Annotated in this window: 18 protein-coding genes; 7 read left to right on the top strand and 11 right to left on the bottom strand. The window is 63.9% G+C overall.

What is annotated here, in order from left to right; translation table 11 throughout:
• The first annotated feature begins 28 nt into the window (after positions 1 to 28).
• Positions 29 to 1,045 carry an ABC transporter permease gene (locus tag ELX51_RS09760; protein ID WP_127753335.1) on the top strand — a complete coding sequence of 339 codons (1,017 nt, stop codon included), beginning with the start codon at positions 29 to 31 and terminating at the stop codon, positions 1,043 to 1,045.
• Between the two features lie 162 nt (positions 1,046 to 1,207).
• The gene (iolG, locus tag ELX51_RS09755) at positions 1,208 to 2,218 is read left to right on the top strand and encodes an inositol 2-dehydrogenase (protein WP_127753334.1); all 1,011 of its coding nucleotides are present in this window, start codon (positions 1,208 to 1,210) and stop codon (positions 2,216 to 2,218) included.
• A gap of 3 nt (positions 2,219 to 2,221) precedes the next feature.
• Here iolG and iolB read toward each other — a convergent pair whose 3' ends face one another.
• The 6 genes from iolB to ELX51_RS09725 all read right to left on the bottom strand — a co-directional run bounded on the left by iolB (position 2,222) and on the right by ELX51_RS09725 (position 9,205).
• Entirely contained in the window at positions 2,222 to 3,022 is an 801-nt protein-coding gene (gene iolB, locus ELX51_RS09750) for a 5-deoxy-glucuronate isomerase (protein WP_127753333.1), read from the bottom strand.
• On the bottom strand, positions 2,967 to 3,218 hold the full coding sequence (locus ELX51_RS09745; protein WP_127753332.1) for a hypothetical protein: 252 nt from the start codon (positions 3,216 to 3,218) through the stop codon (positions 2,967 to 2,969). Before ELX51_RS09745 ends, iolB begins: the two co-directional genes overlap by 56 nt.
• Before the next feature lie 36 nt (positions 3,219 to 3,254).
• Complete coding sequence (gene iolE, locus ELX51_RS09740; RefSeq protein WP_127753331.1) at positions 3,255 to 4,184, bottom strand: myo-inosose-2 dehydratase; 930 nt, start codon at positions 4,182 to 4,184, stop codon at positions 3,255 to 3,257.
• A gap of 161 nt (positions 4,185 to 4,345) precedes the next feature.
• Positions 4,346 to 6,193, bottom strand: a complete 1,848-nt coding sequence (iolD, locus tag ELX51_RS09735) for a 3D-(3,5/4)-trihydroxycyclohexane-1,2-dione acylhydrolase (decyclizing) (RefSeq protein WP_127753330.1) — start codon at positions 6,191 to 6,193, stop codon at positions 4,346 to 4,348.
• A gap of 81 nt (positions 6,194 to 6,274) precedes the next feature.
• Positions 6,275 to 8,212 carry a 5-dehydro-2-deoxygluconokinase gene (iolC, locus tag ELX51_RS09730; RefSeq protein WP_164854826.1) on the bottom strand — a complete coding sequence of 646 codons (1,938 nt, stop codon included), beginning with the start codon at positions 8,210 to 8,212 and terminating at the stop codon, positions 6,275 to 6,277.
• A 150-nt stretch (positions 8,213 to 8,362) separates the two neighbouring features.
• Entirely contained in the window at positions 8,363 to 9,205 is an 843-nt protein-coding gene (locus ELX51_RS09725; protein WP_127753329.1) for a MurR/RpiR family transcriptional regulator, read from the bottom strand.
• A 116-nt stretch (positions 9,206 to 9,321) separates the two neighbouring features.
• Here ELX51_RS09725 and ELX51_RS09720 point away from each other — a divergent pair, with 116 nt between their 5' ends.
• On the top strand, positions 9,322 to 10,440 hold the full coding sequence (locus ELX51_RS09720) for a Gfo/Idh/MocA family oxidoreductase (protein ID WP_127753328.1): 1,119 nt from the start codon (positions 9,322 to 9,324) through the stop codon (positions 10,438 to 10,440).
• Between the two features lie 244 nt (positions 10,441 to 10,684).
• Here ELX51_RS09720 and ELX51_RS09715 read toward each other — a convergent pair whose 3' ends face one another.
• Complete coding sequence (locus ELX51_RS09715) at positions 10,685 to 11,047, bottom strand: hypothetical protein (RefSeq protein WP_127753327.1); 363 nt, start codon at positions 11,045 to 11,047, stop codon at positions 10,685 to 10,687.
• Between the two features lie 131 nt (positions 11,048 to 11,178).
• A complete protein-coding gene (locus tag ELX51_RS09710; protein WP_127753326.1) occupies positions 11,179 to 12,120 on the bottom strand; it encodes a LysR family transcriptional regulator in 942 nt (313 codons plus the stop codon).
• Positions 12,121 to 12,400: 280 nt separating this feature from the next.
• Between ELX51_RS09710 and greA the strand changes: the two genes are divergently transcribed.
• Together greA and ELX51_RS09700 are read left to right on the top strand one after the other, a co-directional pair.
• Positions 12,401 to 12,883, top strand: coding sequence for a transcription elongation factor GreA (gene greA, locus ELX51_RS09705; protein ID WP_127753325.1), 483 nt, complete (start codon positions 12,401 to 12,403; stop codon positions 12,881 to 12,883).
• 613 nt (positions 12,884 to 13,496) lie between these two features.
• A complete protein-coding gene (locus tag ELX51_RS09700; protein ID WP_127753324.1) occupies positions 13,497 to 13,988 on the top strand; it encodes a hypothetical protein in 492 nt (163 codons plus the stop codon).
• Between the two features lie 12 nt (positions 13,989 to 14,000).
• Here the strand turns inward: ELX51_RS09700 and ELX51_RS09695 are convergent, their stop codons facing one another.
• Both ELX51_RS09695 and ELX51_RS09690 read right to left on the bottom strand, forming a co-directional pair.
• Complete coding sequence (locus ELX51_RS09695) at positions 14,001 to 14,351, bottom strand: hypothetical protein (RefSeq protein ID WP_127753323.1); 351 nt, start codon at positions 14,349 to 14,351, stop codon at positions 14,001 to 14,003.
• 184 nt (positions 14,352 to 14,535) lie between these two features.
• On the bottom strand, positions 14,536 to 14,925 hold the full coding sequence (locus ELX51_RS09690; RefSeq protein WP_127753322.1) for a hypothetical protein: 390 nt from the start codon (positions 14,923 to 14,925) through the stop codon (positions 14,536 to 14,538).
• A gap of 129 nt (positions 14,926 to 15,054) precedes the next feature.
• Between ELX51_RS09690 and ELX51_RS09685 the strand changes: the two genes are divergently transcribed.
• The gene (locus ELX51_RS09685) at positions 15,055 to 15,849 is read left to right on the top strand and encodes a helix-turn-helix transcriptional regulator (RefSeq protein WP_127753321.1); all 795 of its coding nucleotides are present in this window, start codon (positions 15,055 to 15,057) and stop codon (positions 15,847 to 15,849) included.
• Here the strand turns inward: ELX51_RS09685 and ELX51_RS09680 are convergent.
• Positions 15,844 to 16,920, bottom strand: coding sequence for a LacI family transcriptional regulator (locus tag ELX51_RS09680; protein WP_127753320.1), 1,077 nt, complete (start codon positions 16,918 to 16,920; stop codon positions 15,844 to 15,846). The two genes, ELX51_RS09685 and ELX51_RS09680, sit on opposite strands and share 6 nt — an antisense overlap.
• Positions 16,921 to 17,199: 279 nt before the next feature.
• Here ELX51_RS09680 and ELX51_RS09675 point away from each other — a divergent pair, with 279 nt between their 5' ends.
• Positions 17,200 to 18,516, top strand: a complete 1,317-nt coding sequence (locus ELX51_RS09675) for an extracellular solute-binding protein (protein ID WP_127753319.1) — start codon at positions 17,200 to 17,202, stop codon at positions 18,514 to 18,516.
• Positions 18,517 to 18,565 lie beyond the last annotated feature (49 nt).

The raw sequence follows: 18,565 nt of genomic DNA, 5'->3' as shown, positions 1-18,565 counted from the left end.
CAACACGGCCGCAGGGAGGACCTGAGCCATGACCATCACATCCGATACCATGGCCCCGCCGCGGGTCCGCCGGCGCCGCTTGCCAACGGAACTCTCGATCCTGCTGGTTCTTCTGGGCATTGCCCTCACCTTTGAAGCCTTGGGCTGGATATTTATCGGCCAATCCTTCCTGCTCAATCAGCAGCGCCTCACCATCATGATCCTGCAGGTTTCGGTGGTGGGGATCATCGCGGTGGGCGTCACCCAGGTGATCATCACCGGCGGCATCGATTTGAGCTCTGGCTCGGTGGTGGGCATGACAGCGATGATTGCCGCGAGCTTTGCCCAGAGCGCCGATTGGGCGCGGCCAGTTTATCCGGGGCTGGTCAGCCTTCCCGTCGTGGTGCCGATCCTGATCGGGCTGGCGATCGGCACGCTGGCCGGGGTGATCAATGGCTCGCTGATCGCCTTCACCAAGATCCCGCCCTTTATTGCCACGCTTGGTATGATGGTTTCGGCGCGGGGTGTCGCCAAATGGTACACCAAGGGGCAGCCGGTTTCGGGGCTTACGCCAGAGTTCACCTCGATCGGCTTCGGGATCTGGCCGGTGCTGATCTTTTTGGGGGTGGCGCTGATCTTCCACATCGCGCTGCGCTATACGCGCTACGGCAAGTTCACCTATGCCATTGGCGCCAACCCGCAGGCGGCGCGCGTATCCGGCATCGATATCGAGCGCCACCTCATCAAGGTTTATGCCATTGCCGGCATGCTGGCGGGGCTCGCGGGCCTTGTCACCGCGGCCCGGGCGCAAACAGCGCAGTCGGGCATGGGGGTGATGTATGAACTCGATGCCATCGCTGCCGCCGTGATCGGCGGCACGTCGCTGGCGGGCGGGCAGGGGCGGATCACCGGCACGGTGATCGGTACGATTATCCTCGGGACGATGACGTCGGGATTCACCTTTTTGCGCATCGACGCCTACTACCAGGAGATCATCAAGGGCATGATCATCGTTGCGGCCGTGGTGGCCGACCAATATCGCCAGCGCAAGCGCAAGAAAGTCTAGGATTGGCGCAGCGCGCCAGCTCCACTTCCATCACGATGCCGCTGGTTTCATCCGGTGGCATCCTGAAATCTCGGCATCGACCGCGGCGCATGGCCGGGGGACGCGTCGAGCAGAGTTGAACCAGCCGCGCCAGGAGCCTGGCGCATATTTCGGAGACTACACATGACGGTTCGTTTCGGCCTGCTGGGTGCTGGCCGCATTGGCAAGGTGCATGCCAAGGCGATCACTGCCAATTCCCAGGCGCAACTGGTGGCGGTGGCCGACGCCTTCCCGCAGGCTGCCACCGATCTGGCGGGGGTTTATGGCGCCGAGATCCGCAGCACCGAGCAGATCCTCAACGCCGCCGATATCGATGCGGTGGTGATCTGCACGCCCACCGACACTCATGCCGATCTGATCGAGCAGTTTGCTCGTGCGGGCAAGGCGATCTTTTGCGAGAAGCCGATCGATCTCGATGTGGCTCGGGTGCGGGCATGCCTATCCGTGGTGGATGCGGAAGGCGCGACGCTGATGGTGGGCTTCAACCGCAGGTTCGACCCGCACTTCACCGCGGTCAAGGAGGTGATCGACCGGCACGAGATCGGGCAGGTGGAGATGGTCACTATCGTGTCGCGCGATCCCGGGGCGCCGCCGGTCGATTACATCAAGCGCTCTGGCGGCATTTTCCGCGACATGACGATCCATGATTTCGACATGGCGCGGTTCCTGCTGGGCGAAGAGATCGAGAGCGTTACCGCGCAGGCCTCCGTGCTGGTCGATCCGGCTATCGGAGAGGCCGGTGATTTCGACAGCGTTTCGGTGATGCTGCAGACCGCCACGGGCAAGCACGCCACGATCTCCAACTCCCGGCGCGCCACCTATGGCTATGACCAGCGCATTGAGGTGCATGGCTCCAAGGGGTCGGTGGCGGCTGAGAACCAGCGTCCAGTGTCGATCGAGGTCGCCAATGCCTCGGGCTATACCCGCCCGCCGCTGCACGACTTCTTCATGACGCGCTATACCGAAGCCTATGCGCGCGAAATCGAGGCCTTTATCGATGCGGTGCAAGCCAAGGCACCGGCGTCGCCAAGCGGACTCGATGGGCTGATCGCGCTGGCGCTGGCCGATGCGGCGCTCCGATCCGTGCGGGAGGGCCGCACGGTCAAGCTCACTGAAATTATGCCCAACAGCTAAGCGCTATTTCAGCAGCCACTCATGCTCAGGCGCATTGTGGAATTTCCAGATGCGCTTGGGCCCGGCCATGACGTTGAGATAATAAAGGTCGTAGCCAGCGGTGGTCGCCACAGGATGGTAGCCGCGCGGCACGAGCGTGACGTCGCCATCCTCGATCACCAGCGCTTCATCAAGGCTGCGATCGTCGGTGTAAACCCGCTGCATGGCAAAGCCCTGGGGCGGGTTGAGCCGGTGGAAATAGGTCTCCTCCAGCTGGCTTTCATGAGGGAGATTGTCCGTGTCATGCTTGTGGGGCGGGTAGGACGAGGTGTTGCCCTGTGGGGTGATCACTTCGACCACCAGCAGCGCGTTAGCCGCGCCGTCATCCTCGGGCATGATGTTGTAGACATGCCGGACATTGGCGCCCTTGCCGCGGGTGATGCGGGGATGCCGGCCCGGCTCGATCACCTGGGCGGTGTAAGCGCCGCCGCCGGGGGCCGAGCAGACCGCCAGTTCGAGCGGGGTGGTCGCGTCCACCACCCATTCGCTGCCCATCGGCAGGTAAACGGCCCAGGGTGCGCCCTCGAAGGGCGACATGCGCTCGCCGAGTTCCCCCAGATCGACCCCATCCACCGAAACGCGGGCCTTGCCGCTGACGAAGACGAGGCAGAGTTCGTTGATGCCCGCCTCGCCGCCCGCCACCTGGCCGACCTCGAGCTTGTGGAGGGCGAAACCGACATGGCTCCAGCCCGCCGAAGCGGGGGTTACATCATGCACCAGGCCCGTCTTGGCCATCGGGCGGACGCGTAGACTGCTCTGGCTCATTGCCGGGCTCCTGCTTGGGGAAGGCGTAGAAGTAATTGTAGAGGAAGTAGGCCAAGGCGGCACCGACCAGCACACCCCAGAACGGCTCCTGGTTCCAAAACCATTCCCAGACGCACCAGATCACCAGAAAGACCGCGACGGCCACGCGGCGCCAGAGGGGCTGGAACCAGGAAATGTCGTTGGATTTAAGCGCCACGCGCGAGCCTCCTGCGGGGGAACTCCCCCCTTTTTCTTACGAAAAAGCCTGCCCGTTGGGAAAGCCTTGTGTTTCTACAGTGTAACCCGCGGCGGTCATGACGCGCATAAGTTCGGCATGACCAATTTGCGCCATCCGCAGTGGCGGGTTCTGGCGCGGGTCCTGCTCGGCTTCGACCACGAACCAGCCTTCATAACCGTAATCGGCCAAGCGCTGCACGATGGCGCCGAAGTCGAGCGAGCCATCGCCCGGCACGGTGAAGGCGCCAAGGGCTACGGCATCGAGGAAGGACTGGCGCGAGCGATCAAGCGAATTGATGACGTCGAGGCGGACATCCTTGACGTGGACATGATTGATGCGGGCGTGGTGGTTTTCGATGGCGCGCAGCACATCGCCGCCGGCAAAGGCCAGATGGCCGGCATCGAGCAGCAGCGGAATGCCGGGGCCGGAATGGCGCATGAAGGCGTCGAGTTCGGCCTCCGTTTCAACCACCGCGGCCATGTGGTGATGGTAGCTCAGGGGCATGCCCTGGTCGGCGCACCATTCGCCAAAGCGGGTGACCCGGGCGGCATAGGCCCTCATTTCATCATCGGACAGGCGGGGCTTGGCGGCGAGCGGCTTGGAGCGGTCGCCCTGGATGGAGCGTCCGACTTCGCCATAAACAATGCAGGGTGCGCCCACCGCCTTGAAGAGCTCGATCATGGGGGCGATGCGATCCTGGTTGGCGGCCAGTTCCTCGTCGACGAGGGTGCCGGAAAACCAGCCGCCGCAGAGCGTGACATCGGCGGCCCGCAGGATGGGCAGCATGGTGGCGGGGTCTTCGGGGAAGCGGCGGCCTTTTTCCATGCCGGTAAAGCCCGCCGAACGCGACTGGCGCAGGCATTCCTCTAGCGACACGTCATCGCTGAGTTCGGCGAGGTCGTCGTTCCACCAGGCGATGGGGGACATGCCAAGCTTGGCTTTCATGGTTTTTGCCTTCTTTGCTGCCACGCCCTCGTGGTTCGAGGGTCGCTGCGCTCCCGCCTCACCATGAGGGCTACTGGGGCGCGGAGTTGGTACGAGCTTCCGATGGTCCTCGTTGTACGGGGCGAACTCTTCGCGAGCCTCGAACCGCGACGACGTGGCACCTAGCCCACCTGCTGGGCTTTGAGCGCTACCACATAGGCTTCGCGGGCGGCGTTGACCTGGGGGCGATCGCTAACTTCGGGCACGGCCACGTCCCACCAGTGCCCGCCCGCTTCGGTGGCGATCAGGGGATCGGTGTCGATGACGATCACCGTGGTCTGGGTGGAGGTTTCGGTTTCCTGCAGCGCCGCTTCCAACTCGCTGATCGAGGCCACCTTGCGCGAGACGGCCCCCATCGCAGCGGCATGAGCGGCAAAGTCGATATTGGGCAGGGTGGTGTGCCGGGTGTCCTTGAGGAGATTGTTGAAGTTGGCGCCGCCGGTGGCCATCTGCAGCCGATTGATGCAGCCAAAGCCGGCATTGTCGAGCAGCACGATCGTAAGCTTGGCGCCCAGCATAATGGCGCTGACGATCTCGGAATTGAGCATCATGTAGCTGCCATCGCCCAGCATGACGACCACGTCGTCCTTCGGGCGGGCGAGCTTCACGCCGAGGCCGCCGGCGATCTCGTAGCCCATGGTCGAAAAGCCATATTCCATGTGGTAGCTGCCGGGGCCTTCGGCCTTCCAGAGCTTGTGCAATTCGCCGGGCAGGCCGCCCGAGGCACAGACCAGGGTGGCGCCGGGGCGAGCCCGCTGCACGGCGCCGATCACCTGGGCGTCGGAGGGCAGCTCGGCATTGGTCACGGCGGTAACGGCGTCGGCGGCCGTGAGCCATTCGTCCTTTTCGGCGTGGGCCCTGTCGGTCCATTCGGGATCGGCCTGCCAGCCGGTAAGGGCGGCATTGAGCGCCTCGAGGCCCGCTCGGGCATCGGCGACGAGCGGCAGAGCGGCGTGCTTTTGCGCATCGAAGGGCTGCACATTGAGGCCGATGATCTTGAGATCGGGGTTCTTGAACAGGGCCCAGGAGCCGGTGGTGAAATCCTGCAGCCGCGTGCCGACGGCAAGCACCACATCGGCTTCTTCGGCGAGCTTGTTGGACGCGGAACTGCCGGTGACGCCGACCGAGCCCATGTTGAGGGGATGATCGTGGGGGAGGCTCGATTTGCCTGACTGGGTTTCCATCACCGGCACGCCATAGCGTTCGGCGAAGTTGCGCAGGGTGTCGGTGGCTAGCGAATAGAGCGTGCCGCCGCCCGAGATGATCACCGGCTTTTTTGCGTGCAGCAGCGCCGTGGCGGCCTGGGCGAACTCGTCGCCATCGGGCATGATGCGGCGGATGGTCCAGATCTTTTCGGCAAAAAAGCTCTCTGGGTAATCGTAGGCCTCGGCCTGCACATCCTGGCAGAGGCTGAGAGTCACCGGGCCGCATTCGGCCGGATCGGTCAGCACCTGCATGGCGCGGCGCAGGGCGGGAATGATCTGCTCGGGGCGGGTGATGCGATCGAAATAGCGGCTCACCGGGCGGAAGCAGTCATTGGCCGAAGTCGTGCCGTCGCCCCAGTTTTCGACCTGCTGCAGCACGGGATCGGGGAGGCGATTGGCAAAGACATCGCCGGGCAGGAGCAGCAGCGGCAGACGATTGACATGGGCAAGGGCGGCAGCCGTGACCATGTTGAGCGCGCCCGGGCCGATGGAGCTCGTGACAGCCATGAAGCGGCGGCGAAAACTCGCCTTGGCAAAGCCAATGGCGGCATGAGCCATGCCCTGCTCGTTCTGGCCGCGATAGGTCGGCAAGGTGTCGCGGACGCCATAGAGCGCCTCGCCGATCCCGGCGACATTGCCGTGTCCGAAAATGGCGAACACACCGCCGAAGATGGGCACGGTTTCCCCGTCGACCACCGTCATCTGCTTGGTCAGGAACCGGGCCACGGCCTGGGCCATGGTTAGTCGAACAGTTTGCTGGCTCATGATCTTTGTCTCGGTTCTTGCGTCTGCAATGTGGTGCCCCTTGGGGTCAACTCGGCAGCCTGATGCCTTCAGCCGGCCACCTCAAGCCGCCCGGCTTTCGCCCAGCCGCTCCCATACCTCTACCAGCGCGCCGAACCGCTGAGCCATGTCGGCGACTGCCTCCTCGTCGCTCATGGTGCCGGCGAGCCATTGTCTGGCGGCGTCGGCGAAGATGGTGCGGCCCACCGCAAAGCCTTTGACCCAGCGCGAATTGCGAGCCGTCGAGAAGCCAGCTTCCAGCACATCGTGCGGCGCTTCAAGGCCCAGCAGCACCACGCCTCGACAATAAGGGTCATTGCCCTCGATCACTGCGTCGATGGCAGACCAGGCCACGGTGCTCTTCTGGGTTTCGAGCTTCCACCAGTCGGGCTTGACGCCGGCGGCATAGATCTCGCTCATGGCGCGGCTGATCGTGTCGTCGGCGATGGGGCCGTGCTTGCCGGCAATGATCTCAACCAGAATGTCGCGTCCGACCTTGCGGGCGGCCTCGTAGGCGGTGCGCAGCTTGTCGATCTGGTCACGCTTGAGATCGGCGGGGTCGTCGGGGTGATAAAAGCAGAGCACCTTGAGGCAGTGGTCGACTGGCCAATCCACGAGGCGCGAGCCAAGGTCCTGGCTGAACTCGAAGCGCAGGGGCCGGGAGCCGGGCAGCTCGACGGGGCGGCCAATCCAGAAGTCGGGCAGGGCGGCTGCGGCGAACAGGGCATCGCGGCCATATTTGTCGTCGAGCAGCATGCCAAAGCCCGGGCGACCCCCAGCGATTGCGGCAGCGGCCTTGACGGCCAGGGCCTTGAAGGCGGGGATGCGGGCCAGTTTTTGCGGATCGCCGCCGGCAAGATCCTCGAGCTGGCTGCGGTGATCGATGGCCAGGGCCATGAGGCTGGGGATCTGGCGGCGGCCGGTCGTGGCCCAATGGATGTGGTTGAGCTCGGCATCCTTGCGCAGGGCGCGTTCGCTGCTGCCCTTGGCGAGGAAGTGGTTGAGCTCGGCCCAGCTGGGATATTCGGGCGAGCAGAGGAGGCGCGACACCGCAAATGCGCCGCAGGCATTGGCCCAGGTGGCGCTGGTGGCATGATCCTCGCCGCGCAGCCAGCCGCGGAGCCAGCCGCTCATGAAGGCATCGCCGGCCCCCAGGACATTGTAGACCTCGATGGGGAAGCCCTTGCCGACAATGCCATCCTCGAGGTTGTCGGGGATGGGGCCGTCATAAACGATGCAGCCCATGGGGCCGCGCTTGAGGACGATCGTGGCATCCGAAAGGGTGCGGATGGTGCGTAGGGCCGCCGGCAGATCGGCCTCGCCCGAGGCGATCAGCACTTCTTCCTCGGTGCCCACGATCAGGTCGCAATCGGGCAAGACGCTCTTGTATTTTTCGCTGACAACATCCGAGGCGACATAGCGCGAGAAGCCCGCTTCATGCCCGGCCAGGCCCCAGAGATTGGGGCGGTAATCGATATCGAAGCCGACGCGGGCGCCATGGGCCTTGGCGAGGCGGATGGCCTTTTTCTGGGCCGCTTCGCTGTGGGGGCGGGAGAAATGGGTGCCGGTGACGATCACGGCGCCAGCCGAAGCGATGAAGCTTTCGTCGATATCGTCCTCGGACAGCGCCATGTCCGCGCAATCGGTGCGGTAAAAGATCATGGGCGAGACGCCCTCGGCTTCCACCGACAGCAGCACCAGAGCGGTGAGGCGCTCGGGATCGGTATGAACGCCGGCGGTCTGCACGCCTTCGCGTTCGAGCTGTTCGCGGATGAAGCGGCCCATCTGTTCGTTGCCGACGCGGGTGATCAGCGCCGATTTAAGCCCCAGCCGCGCGGTGCCGACGGCGATATTGGCGGGGCAGCCGCCGACGGATTTAGCGAAGCTGCCAATGTCTTCGAGGCGGGTGCCGATCTGCTGGCCATAGAGGTCAACGGAGGCGCGCCCAATGGTGATGACGTCGAGGGGCTTATCCCCGGTGCTGGGGTTTGAACTCCTCACAGCGATCCTCCCATTCGGCTTGGCCGATTTGCAGTCATGCAGCGTGCTGCTTGACCTTTTGAAACATGGGTTCTGCGCTGCGTCAACATGGAACTGCCGTTCCAATCGAGGGGGCTGGGGCCTCCATGCGGATGCCCAAGATCGCGGTGGTTAGGCGCGGCGGCGCTGTTCGGCGATGCTGACGGTCAGGGCCATGGCAAAGGCCATGCTCGCGGAAAGGGAGCGGAACCCGGCATGGTCGGCTTCCACCACTTCGAACCATTCGCGCGAGCATTCCGCGAGGGGCGAAAAGGCGGAGTCGGTGAGGGAAACAACGGGGATATCTCGCGCCGCGAGGGTGCGCGCCTGGGCGGCGCTTTCGGGCGCGTAGGGCGAAAAACTCACCGCAAAAGCGGCGTCGCGGGGGGTGGCCATGGCGAGAAGGTCGTCATCCATCCCATTGGCGGTGCCCACGAGTTGGCAGCTTACGCGCAGCTTGCCGAAGGCATAGGCCATGTAGCTGCTGATGGGGTAGGAGCGGCGCTTGGCGATGAGGTAGATGGTGTCGGCCCTGGCCAGCAGCGTTACCGCCCGCTCAAAGCTGTCCGGATCGACAGCGGCGCCGATGGCATCAATGGAGCGGTGTGCCGCCGCCAAAAAGCCGTTGAAGATATTGGTGCTCTCCGCCCGCGCCGTCCCGTCCTGCTCGAGGGTGCGCAGGCGCTCCTCATAGGATGAGGTGCGTTCGCGCAGGCGGGCGCGAAAGAGCTGTTGCAGGCCGGAAAAGCCGTCAAAGCCGAAATGCTGGGCGAAGCGCACCAGGGTCGAGGGTTGGACATCGGCCGAGAGGGCGATGCTGGCGGCGGTACCGAAGGCGATCTCGTCGGGATTGTCGAGGGCATAGGCGGCTACCTGGGTCAGCCGCTTGGGCAGCTCGTTCTTGCGCTCGAGAATGGTGGCGCGCAGGGCATCGTAGTCGGCAGGGGTGAGGGGCTTGGCAGCGGCGTCAGTCATCGGCGAAATCCCGGTTCCCCTCCCATAATCCTCAAAGCCCCGGACGGCACAAGGCGCGAGCCCTATTCCCGATCACCCCAAGCTCGATTATCCATTTTAACACGAGGGAGGACGTGATGGATAATTCGATTGGTGTGGGCCTGATCGGCACCGGCTATATGGGCAAATGCCATGCGCTGGCATGGACCGGCGTCAAGGCGGTGTTCGGCGATCGGCCGCGGCCGCGCCTGGTGCATCTGGCAGAGGTGGATGCGGGATTGGCGGCGCGCCGGGCCGAGGAGTTCGGGTTCGAGCGCTCAACCGTGGATTGGCGCGTACTCGTGACCGACCCCGATGTCGAGGTGGTGTCGATCACCACGCCCAATGCGTTTCACGCGGAGATGGCGGTGGCGGCGCTCGAAGCGGGCAAGCATGTGTGGTGCGAAAAGCCGATGGCGGTGACGCTGGCCGATGCCGAGCGGATGACCGCGGCGGCCCGGGCCTCAGGCAAGACAGCGGTGCTGGGCTACAACTATATTCAAAATCCCATGATCCGGCAGATCGGGGCGATCCTCGCCGAGGGCACGATTGGCACGGTCAATCATGTCCGGCTGGAGATGGACGAGGATTTCATGGCTGATCCCGAGGCGCCGTTCTTCTGGAAGAACGAGCTGGCGGCGGGCTATGGCGCGATCGACGATTTCGGGGTGCATCCGCTCAGCCTCCTGCAGGTGCTGTTCGGCCTGCCCAGCCGGGTGTTCGCCAATCTCAGCAAGCCCTATCCTGACCGGCCCAACCGCGAGGGCGGGCGGCGCAGTGTCGAGAACTGGGATGTCAGCAGTATTCTGTTTGAACTCGGGCCCGAGATCAGCGGCCTCATGGCGCTGAGCCGCACCGCGTGGGGGCGCAAGGGGCGGATCGCGCTGCAGATCTTTGGCAGCAAGGGCAGCATCGCCTATGACCAGGAGCGGCTCAACGAGCTGCAGCTTTATGTGACGAGCGACAAGCCAAGCGAGCAGGGGTTCCGCACCATCCTGTCGGGACCGCGGCATCCGCCTTATGACCGCTTCGTGCCGGCGGCAGGGCATACATTGGGATTCAACGATCTCAAGATCATCGAATGCCACGAATTGCTGCGGGCGATTGCCGGCGAGCCGGCGCGGGTGATCGATTTCGAGAGTGGGCTGCAGATCGAGCAGGCGGTGCATGCGATGGGTCAGTCGCATCGCGAGCAGCGCTGGGTGGAGATCGACTAGAGACGGGGCCGGTCAGAAGGCGGCGCGTTCGCGTTCCACGATTTCGGCGAGGAAGCTGCGGTCGCCGCCACGCGGCGGAGGTGCCGCAAGGATGGCGCTGGATTCCAGCGGCTGACGATGGGCTGAGGGGGAAGAGGGTCAGCGCTCTGGCCGAAAATCGGTCGGAGCGCAAGGTCGGGATGGTTGAACGCAGCTAGGGCCCAGGGCTTGGTCGCCCCGGGTCGAAGCGTTAGTCAGTCGCCACTTAGTCGTCGGTGTTGAGCGACAGCGATGCGGGAGCGAAAGTCGAAGAGGTGCGGGCCGCTGGTGCGCTAGCGCCTACATCGAGATTGGTGCCAACAGCGTTGGTGCTGCCGAGTGGGCTGAGCGTATAGCGATCAACGAGCACGACATAGTGGCTGCCATCAGGGTTGACTGCCTGCACGCGGATGGCGTCGCCCCACTGCTCGACGCTGGTGGCGTCGATGTCGCGGTGCGCCAGAACCGAGGTGATCTCGTTGATGGTGCGGCCGTTGATTTCGCGGGTCTCAACCAGGCTTTCAGCGGCCATGGTGACGGGTGCTGTAGCGAGGAGAGCGAGGGCGACGAGGCTGATTTTCAGTGACATGGAAGAATCCTTTCGTTTGAATTTCCGTGTGACTGATAGCTAGGTCGACCATGGTCCCCGAATAAGACGTGGAATGTAGAAGCTTTGTTTCTCTACAGAGACAATCAGCTGGTGGGAGCCGGGGGCTCCTGTCAGGCTGCCGCGTTGGCCTGATCGGCCAATCGCTCGCAGGTGGCGAGCCGCTCGGGTACTGCGCCGGCGAGGTAATCCAGCAAGACCCTTACAGCCGGAACAAGACCTTTGCGTGACGAAAAAACGGCATGAACGATGCCATCCGGCGTGTACCAGCCGGGAAGCAAATGCACCAATTCGCCGCGGGCAAAGGCGGGGGCCGCGGCATATTCAGGCAAGACAGTGACGCCCAGGCCGGCAATGGCGCTGGTGCGCAGAACAACAAAGCTGCTGCACATCAAGCGCGGTCGACTGCGGATCTGGCGGGTTTCGCCATCGGGCCCGGTTAAAAGCCAGTCTACCTCCTCGTGGACGTTGAGAGAGGATAAGGTGGGCAGCTGCGACAGGGTATCGATAGTGATGGGGTGACGCACCGCTTCTACCAAGGCGGGGCTGGCGACAAGGACGCCCCGGGCCTGCCCAAGACGGCGCACGATCAAGTTGGGGTCGGAATCCAGGCTCGAACGGGCCCGAATGGCGACATCGACGCCGTCCTCGACCAGATCGGCAGCCCGGTCGATGACCTTGACCTGCACGCGAACCCGCGAATAACGGGCGAGGAATTCGGGGAGGAGCTCGTTGATCAGTTCATCAAGCAGGGCCTGGGGACAGCTGAGACGGACGATGCCGTTGGGCTCGGTCTGAGCTTGCGCGGCGACGGCCTGGGCGCCTTCGGCACCGGCCAACATGGTTTCCGCCTGCTCGAAGACGGCGCGGCCGACTTCGGTGAGCCGTAAGTGACGCGTGGTGCGCTCCAGCAGGCGTACGCCGAGCTGGGCTTCGAGCTGGGCTACGCGCTTGCTCAACGTTGCCTTGGGCGTGCCCGTAGCTCGGCCGGCAGCGGTGAAGCCGCCATGGGTGGCAACGGAGTGGAAGAAGTAGAGATCGTTCAGATCGAGCATTGTATGCATGTGTCCATCTCGCCGAGACTCTCTAAACCGCCTGCCCGGCGGCCGGGCGGCCGGGCGGCTCGCGGAGCCAGGTGGAGGCAGGTTCGGCCGCGAGGGCGCAGTGTGTCACGGTTTGGGTGCCACGTGGATTTCTTCCGCGCAACAATTGTTGCCAATATGCTGTTAGCCGCGGTGGCAGCGGCTGGACCCCGGCGGGTTGATTGCCAAGCGCCGGCGATCGGCGTTATGGCCTTAGGGATGCAGAGAGCCAACGCCGCAGGGAGGAATGCGAGTGAGCGTAGCCTTTACCAAGGAAGACAGTGCGCAAACGGCGGCGGAAACCATGCTGCCGGATCGCCCGATCCCGGCTGGGCCCAATCTCGTGACCGAAGCGGGATTGACGGCGCTGCAGGCGCAGCTGGAGGCAGCGCGCGCCGCCTATGAAGCTGCCATGGCGATCGAGGACACCGATGAAAAGCGGCGCGAAGGGGCCGGCCCCCTGCGAGACCTGCGTTATTTCACCGAACGGGTGCGCACTGCGCAGGTGATGCCCGAGCCGGCAGGCACCGATAGGGTGCTGTTTGGCAGCACGGTGACCTTTCAGCGCGATGACGGGCGGGTGCAGACTTATCGCATCGTGGGGGAAGACGAGGCCGACCCGAAGGCCGGCTCCATCTCCTACGCTTCGCCGATCGCCGCGGCGCTGATGGGCAAGGCCGTAGGCGATGCGGCTAACCTGGGCGCGCAAGAACTCGAGATCGTGGACATCGCATAAGCCGGCAAGCTGCAGCTGAAGCCGCACCGGCCTTGGGCCGTGCGGGTATGGGGCAGGCGGGCGTCGCAGCGAGGGCTGCGACATGGGGCGAAGTTCGCCTCGGTGCCGGTCGTCCGGCGGGAAATGGAAGGTGAAGCAAGCTTCGCCCCATGCTCTATCGGAGACTCTTCGGTGAGGACCGTCCGTGGCTAGACCCGTGCCAAACGCCAGAAGCCCTGAGGCTTCATGGACCGGGGGATGAAATCGGTCCCGGATCATCCTCGTCCCGAAGGAGCTTGGGCGACCCCAAACCCATCCGATATTCCCGCACCGACCGTTCGTCGCGACCGCGCAGCTTGCCCGGGAACAAGGGGGATTGTGCCTGAGGTTTTCGGGGGCGGGGATAAGTTTATGGGGGGCGGTGATGGCCGCCCTCGTGGTTCGAGGCTGCGCTTCGCTACGCACCTCACCATGAGGGCTCCGGCTCCGTGTTTACTCGGCCGCTTGCGCGCGCTCGGTTTGTCATCCCGTTTCAGGCTTGTGAGCGTGCCCGAGCGCTGCGAGGCGCGGGTGAAAGGGAAAATTAGCCAGTTTCGGGGAGGAGTGGTGGCAATTGTCCCACCAGGAATAACGCATGCGCAAAGCCCTTTTCGCCGTCCTCGGCCTGTTGCTGGTGACCTCCGCTGGTGCTGCCGAATGGAAATATGAAGGGGGCAATGTTCCCATTGCCTGGTTCGATAATGGCGATGCCCAGTTCCAGTTCGCCTGCCGTGGCGGCCAGCTAGCCATGGGCTTTTGGGTGCGCAAGCCCGACGCGGCGGTTGCCGGCAGCACGGCCCTAAGCCTCGCCATTACTCCGGACCCGGCCGAGGGCAGCAAAGTTACTGGTGGGGCCGGCACCAGCTTTGCCCAGGACATGCCGCTGGTGCATTCCGATGGCTCCTCAGTGATCGTCCGCGGCCCCGTAGCGCGCCAGTGGGCCAAGATCGCGCAAGGCGCGCGCGATCGTATCCGGGTCGCCTATGTGCGGCCGGCCGGCAGTGGGCTCGACGTATTCGACACCAATGTCTTTGGCGCCAAGGGTTCCTCGGGCGCCATCGCCAAGGTGCTGGCTAAATGTAGCTAAGGCCGGGCGATCCTATGCAGGCGGCTCAGTCACGAAGGGCATGATATCGACGCTATCGCCGGGAAACACGCTAAAATGGGGATGGTTTTCAAAGAGGCGCGCAGCGTCCTCGATGGTTGGTGCTTCCACCGTGAGATAGCCGCAGACCGCGTTGGTGGCGGGCGCGGTTCCTGAGCTGGAAACGCGCAGGGTCTTGCCGACCATGCCGCCGCGGTCGGGGATATGAGCGGCGTTGCGGCTCTCCCATTCCGTCCATTGCGCGACGCCTTTGGCATCAATGGCGTCCTGTTCGGCCCTCGGGAGGGCGCGGAAGCGGACGACGTTATCGGGCTGCATGGTGTAAAGGGCGAGAAAGCGGGGCATCGGGAGGCTCCTGGTTCTGGCGTTACACGGGTTAGCTTAGCCGTTCGGCGCGCGCGTGTCGCTAGCGGCGATGCGGGGCTTGGGTCCGGCCTTTCCTGGCACCCCGAGCAGTGGCCACCCGGACGTGGTTTCAGGTTGGTCCGGGCGGCCAGCATTTTCCTCGGTTCGATCGTCCATTCCCCCGTCACGCGGCAAAAACGGGGATTTCCGCTGCGGCGCGACGTTCCAGCAGCGCCAGCATGAGAACGATCGCGGCCTGGACGAGGAGAAAAGTCCAGCCCAATGCGCTGGGGGTGAAGAGACCAGCGAAGGGCAGGGCGATGCTGGCGACTACCCAAGCAATGTTGCCCAAGATGATGAAGTTGGTTGCCCAGTTCGCCGGGTGCTGGCGGCGGGCGGTGATGGCCATGAAGATGGCGATGGGAAGCAGCAGCATGCCGGCATAGAACAGGAAGCCGGACGGGATGGCGGTCAGCCTCGATAACGGCCCTGAGCCAGCGAGCAACAGCAAAGCCATTGCGGTGCAAGTTGCCGCATCAATGAACAGCAGACGACGAAGCGATAGATTTGGCATCGGATTGGTCCTCGGTTGAGCCGGCCAGCACGGCCGGTGAGGAAAATCTGCTATTGATGTGTGCTGAGGTCGATTACGTGCCAGGTAATCGGCACAAGATGACCGCACCGCTACTCAGGGCGCATGAGTATGACCGATACCCTCAGCATTGGTGAACTTATTGCGGGCTGGCGCCGCCGCCGCAGGATGAGCCAGCTTGAACTGGCCCTGGAAGCGGGGATCTCACAACGGCATCTCAGCTTTCTCGAATCGGGTCGTTCGCGCCCCAGCAGCGACATGGTGCTGCGGCTTTCCGAGCAGATGAGCGTGCCTTTGCGCGAGCGCAATGCTCTCCTCGTGGCGGCAGGCCATGCGCCGAGCTATCGGGAGCAAAGCATCGACCACATCGAGATGGCGGCGGCCCGCCAGGCGGTGCAATCCATCCTCGATGGCCACCGCCCGCACCCGGCGCTTGCCCTTGACCGACACTGGAACCTGCTGCTGGCAAACGAGCCGGCGTTGCGGCTCATGGACGGCGCCGACGCTAGTCTAGCGCAAGCACCAGTCAATGTGTTGCGGCTGAGCCTGCATCCGCTGGGTCTAGCAGCGCGGATCATCAATTATCGGCATTGGAAAGCCCATATCGTCCAACGGCTGATCCAGCAGATCGAACTCACCGGCGACCAAGAGCTGGTGGCATTGCTGGACGAGATCCAATCCTTTCCGGTGCCCGCCAAGGCGGAGCCCCACTCGGGGAAGCTCGCAGGTGGTCACCCCATAGCGGTTCCGCTTCGGCTTGCCAGCCCACAGGGCGTGTTGTCGTTCCTTTCGACCACCACGATCTTCGGGTCGGCGCTCGATATCACCCTGTCAGAACTGACGATCGAGACCTTTTTCCCGGCTGACCCGCACACGGCGGAGGTGATGCGGCTCGCCGATCTATAGGTCCTGCGGTGCAGTAAGCGCCGACGAAGGTTCTTGGCTGCGCCAATGCGGGACCGGTTCGGCCAGCGTTTGCAGGGTGTTGATCTCGGCGCCCGCAATACGCTGCAGCAGCAGTCGGGTAAGCTCCTCGCCGGCCGAAAACACGTCCTCGCGGATGCTGTCGATGGCCGGGAACAGGGTGGGCAGGATCCCAGAGGTTTGCTTGTAAACCAGGTGGATGTCCCGGCCAGGAAGAAGGCCACCATCCTGCAAACCGGCCACCAGAGAAATCGTGCGCAACTCGCTGTCGCAGATGATGCCATGGGGGCGCTCCGGGCCTTGTGCCAGATCCAGCGCCAAGCGCCGCAACGCGGATGGCGGCAACCCTTGCGTGTTTTCCAGCAGGCTGGTTTCGAGCCCAGCTCGGCCAGCGGCCTTGTTGAACGCCGTGACGATGTTGTGGTGGTTCATCGTACTATCGTCGCCGGCCGCCAGCATGATGCGCCGACAGCCCTTTTGCGCCAGACGCTCCACTGCCATGGCGGCGAACACTTCGGAATGGAAATCGTGATAGGGGTGGGGCGTGTGGAACTCGGTCCGCCCGTGGCTGACAAAGGGAAAACCTGCATCCATCAGCATCTGCACGCGCGGGTCGCGCGGGCCGGTATGGGTCAGGATCACGCCGTCGGCAGTGCGGTTGTCGAGCACATAGCGGATGGTGTCGGCCGACGAGTGCCGGTCGAACTCGGGGATCACCGTCAGGTGGTAGCGCGTGCCCTTGATAGACTGGCCGATACCCTGGATCATCTGGCGGGCGAAATCGATCGCGTCTTCCGCCCCGTCGAGCACGAGGGCAATCACATTGGTCTTGCCGGTGCGCAGGCGCACGCCGGCGCGGTCGGGGATGTAGCCGAGCGAGCGGGCGACTTCATTGACCTTGTCGCGCGTTTCCGGCCGCAGCGTTGTGCCGCCGCGCAGCGACAGCGACACGGTTGACAGGCTCAGCCCCGTGACTTCGGCGATGGTGCGGAGGGTTACACGCTGGCCCGTGCCAGTGCTCCGGGCACTGTCCAAGCTCTTTTTGCTGCTCATCGATCTCTTCCCGAGGCGCTGTTCTACACCAGCGCTCTCGGGAAGCCAATTCTTCACATTGCAACGATGCAGGGATTGTTGCTCCGGCGGGCGGAAGATCAGTCTGAACCTAAATCATTGTGCTTACGGGGGATTGCAGCGGTTGTTCGCAGCTGGCCCGCTCGATTCGGTAAATCCGTTTGCAACGTTGCAGAAACTATGGCTTGGTAACCCTGCCGGAATGGAGGTTCTGGCACGAGCCGCCCGCAAGAGGTGGCGCGAGCAGATGAGGAGGAGTTGATGCTCAAACGAGGTTATCTGACCACGGCGATAACGCTGTCGCTGCTGACGAGCGCTGCAATCCCGGCGCATGCCGAAATCTCCATCATGTATATGGAATCCTTTGCGTCCCTCATCGAGGAAGGGATCAAGGATTTCGAGGCGGAAACCGGGGAAACGGTGAATGCCATCAAGCTGCCGGGGCAGGGCTATGACCAGCGCATTGCACTGGACCTGAGCGCGGGCACGGCGGCCGACGTCAACCTGATCGACAGCTTCATGGTCAGCGAGCTGGCTTCGGCGGGCTATCTCGCGCCGCTTGGCCCGCTCGCGGCCGGCTGGGACCAGTTCCAGTATTACCTGCCGGGGCTGCTGGAAGTCGCATCCTATCAGGGCGAGCTTTATGCGCTGCCCACCGATACCGATGTGCGCATGCTTTGGTACGACAAGTCCAATTTCGAAAAGGCGGGCATACCCGTGCCGTGGCAGCCAAAGAGCTGGGCAGAGGTCCTTGAAGCCGCGCAAAAGCTCAAAGATGCGGGCGTGCAGTATCCGTTCCAACTGCCCGCAGGCACGAAACAGGCGGAAGCTGCCACCATGCAGGGCGTTTACATGGCGCTGCTGGGCGCCGATGTGCCCGAGGGGGATCGCAACCGGCTGCTGAACCGCGAAACCAATCAGTGGATCGGCGACAGCCCCGGCCTGCGCCGCACCTTCGATCTTTACCACCGGGTCTATGTCGAGGACGAGCTGAACCCGGCCGATCTCAACTATGCAACCGATATCTCGGCGGCGGTTCGCCAGGCGCTGGCGGACGACAAGCTCGGGATTCACGCGTCGGGCTCGTGGGAGGATGCGTGCCTCTGGGACTGCAACAATCCCCCCAGCCGCGAGGAGCGGGACGCGCAGGTCGGCTGGACGCCCTGGCCCGGCTCGGGCGAGCCCGGCACGAAGGCGACCACTAATATTTCTGGCGGCTGGACGCTCGGGATCAACGCCAATGCCGCCGACAAGGATATGGCCTTCCAGCTGGTCACGGCGATCTTCGACGAAGAGAATTTCAAGGCCTGGACGCTGGCCAACCACCGCATGGCGGTGCGCACCGACATTTCGGATTCCCCCGAATACAAGGAAGATGCGTTCCTGGCGGCGGCGACCCAGCTGGCCGCTGACACGACCGGTCGCGACACAGTGCCGGGCTACCAGACCGTCTCTGCTTTGGTGCAGCAGGCGACGGCCGATATTCTCGATGGTGCTGCGGTGGAAGATGTGATCGCGGAATATCACGACGCGCTGGTGGACGAGTTCGGCGAAGAAAACGTCATCACCTACGAGTAGGCTTTCCTCCCGGAGCGGCGGCACCCAGGATCTTTCCGGGTGTCGCCGG

Origin of the sequence: Devosia sp. 1566 (genome assembly GCF_004005995.1) — a bacterium.
Lineage (GTDB): Bacteria > Pseudomonadota > Alphaproteobacteria > Rhizobiales > Devosiaceae > Devosia.
This window is presented reverse-complemented; position numbering and strand designations above follow the sequence as displayed.

Coding starts and splice junctions, on each gene's coding strand:
- ELX51_RS09715 (WP_127753327.1), bottom strand. CDS start 11,047: ATGTCACTGAAAATCAGCCTCGTCGCCCTCGCTCTCCTCGCTACAGCA.
- ELX51_RS09760 (WP_127753335.1), top strand. CDS start 29: ATGACCATCACATCCGATACCATGGCCCCGCCGCGGGTCCGCCGGCGC.
- ELX51_RS09675 (WP_127753319.1), top strand. CDS start 17,200: ATGCTCAAACGAGGTTATCTGACCACGGCGATAACGCTGTCGCTGCTG.
- iolG (WP_127753334.1), top strand. CDS start 1,208: ATGACGGTTCGTTTCGGCCTGCTGGGTGCTGGCCGCATTGGCAAGGTG.
- iolE (WP_127753331.1), bottom strand. CDS start 4,184: ATGAAAGCCAAGCTTGGCATGTCCCCCATCGCCTGGTGGAACGACGAC.
- ELX51_RS09725 (WP_127753329.1), bottom strand. CDS start 9,205: ATGACTGACGCCGCTGCCAAGCCCCTCACCCCTGCCGACTACGATGCC.
- ELX51_RS09690 (WP_127753322.1), bottom strand. CDS start 14,925: ATGCCAAATCTATCGCTTCGTCGTCTGCTGTTCATTGATGCGGCAACT.
- ELX51_RS09710 (WP_127753326.1), bottom strand. CDS start 12,120: ATGCTCGATCTGAACGATCTCTACTTCTTCCACTCCGTTGCCACCCAT.
- ELX51_RS09700 (WP_127753324.1), top strand. CDS start 13,497: ATGCGCAAAGCCCTTTTCGCCGTCCTCGGCCTGTTGCTGGTGACCTCC.
- ELX51_RS09695 (WP_127753323.1), bottom strand. CDS start 14,351: ATGCCCCGCTTTCTCGCCCTTTACACCATGCAGCCCGATAACGTCGTC.
- ELX51_RS09680 (WP_127753320.1), bottom strand. CDS start 16,920: ATGAGCAGCAAAAAGAGCTTGGACAGTGCCCGGAGCACTGGCACGGGC.
- ELX51_RS09685 (WP_127753321.1), top strand. CDS start 15,055: ATGACCGATACCCTCAGCATTGGTGAACTTATTGCGGGCTGGCGCCGC.
- ELX51_RS09720 (WP_127753328.1), top strand. CDS start 9,322: ATGGATAATTCGATTGGTGTGGGCCTGATCGGCACCGGCTATATGGGC.
- iolD (WP_127753330.1), bottom strand. CDS start 6,193: ATGAGCCAGCAAACTGTTCGACTAACCATGGCCCAGGCCGTGGCCCGG.
- iolB (WP_127753333.1), bottom strand. CDS start 3,022: ATGAGCCAGAGCAGTCTACGCGTCCGCCCGATGGCCAAGACGGGCCTG.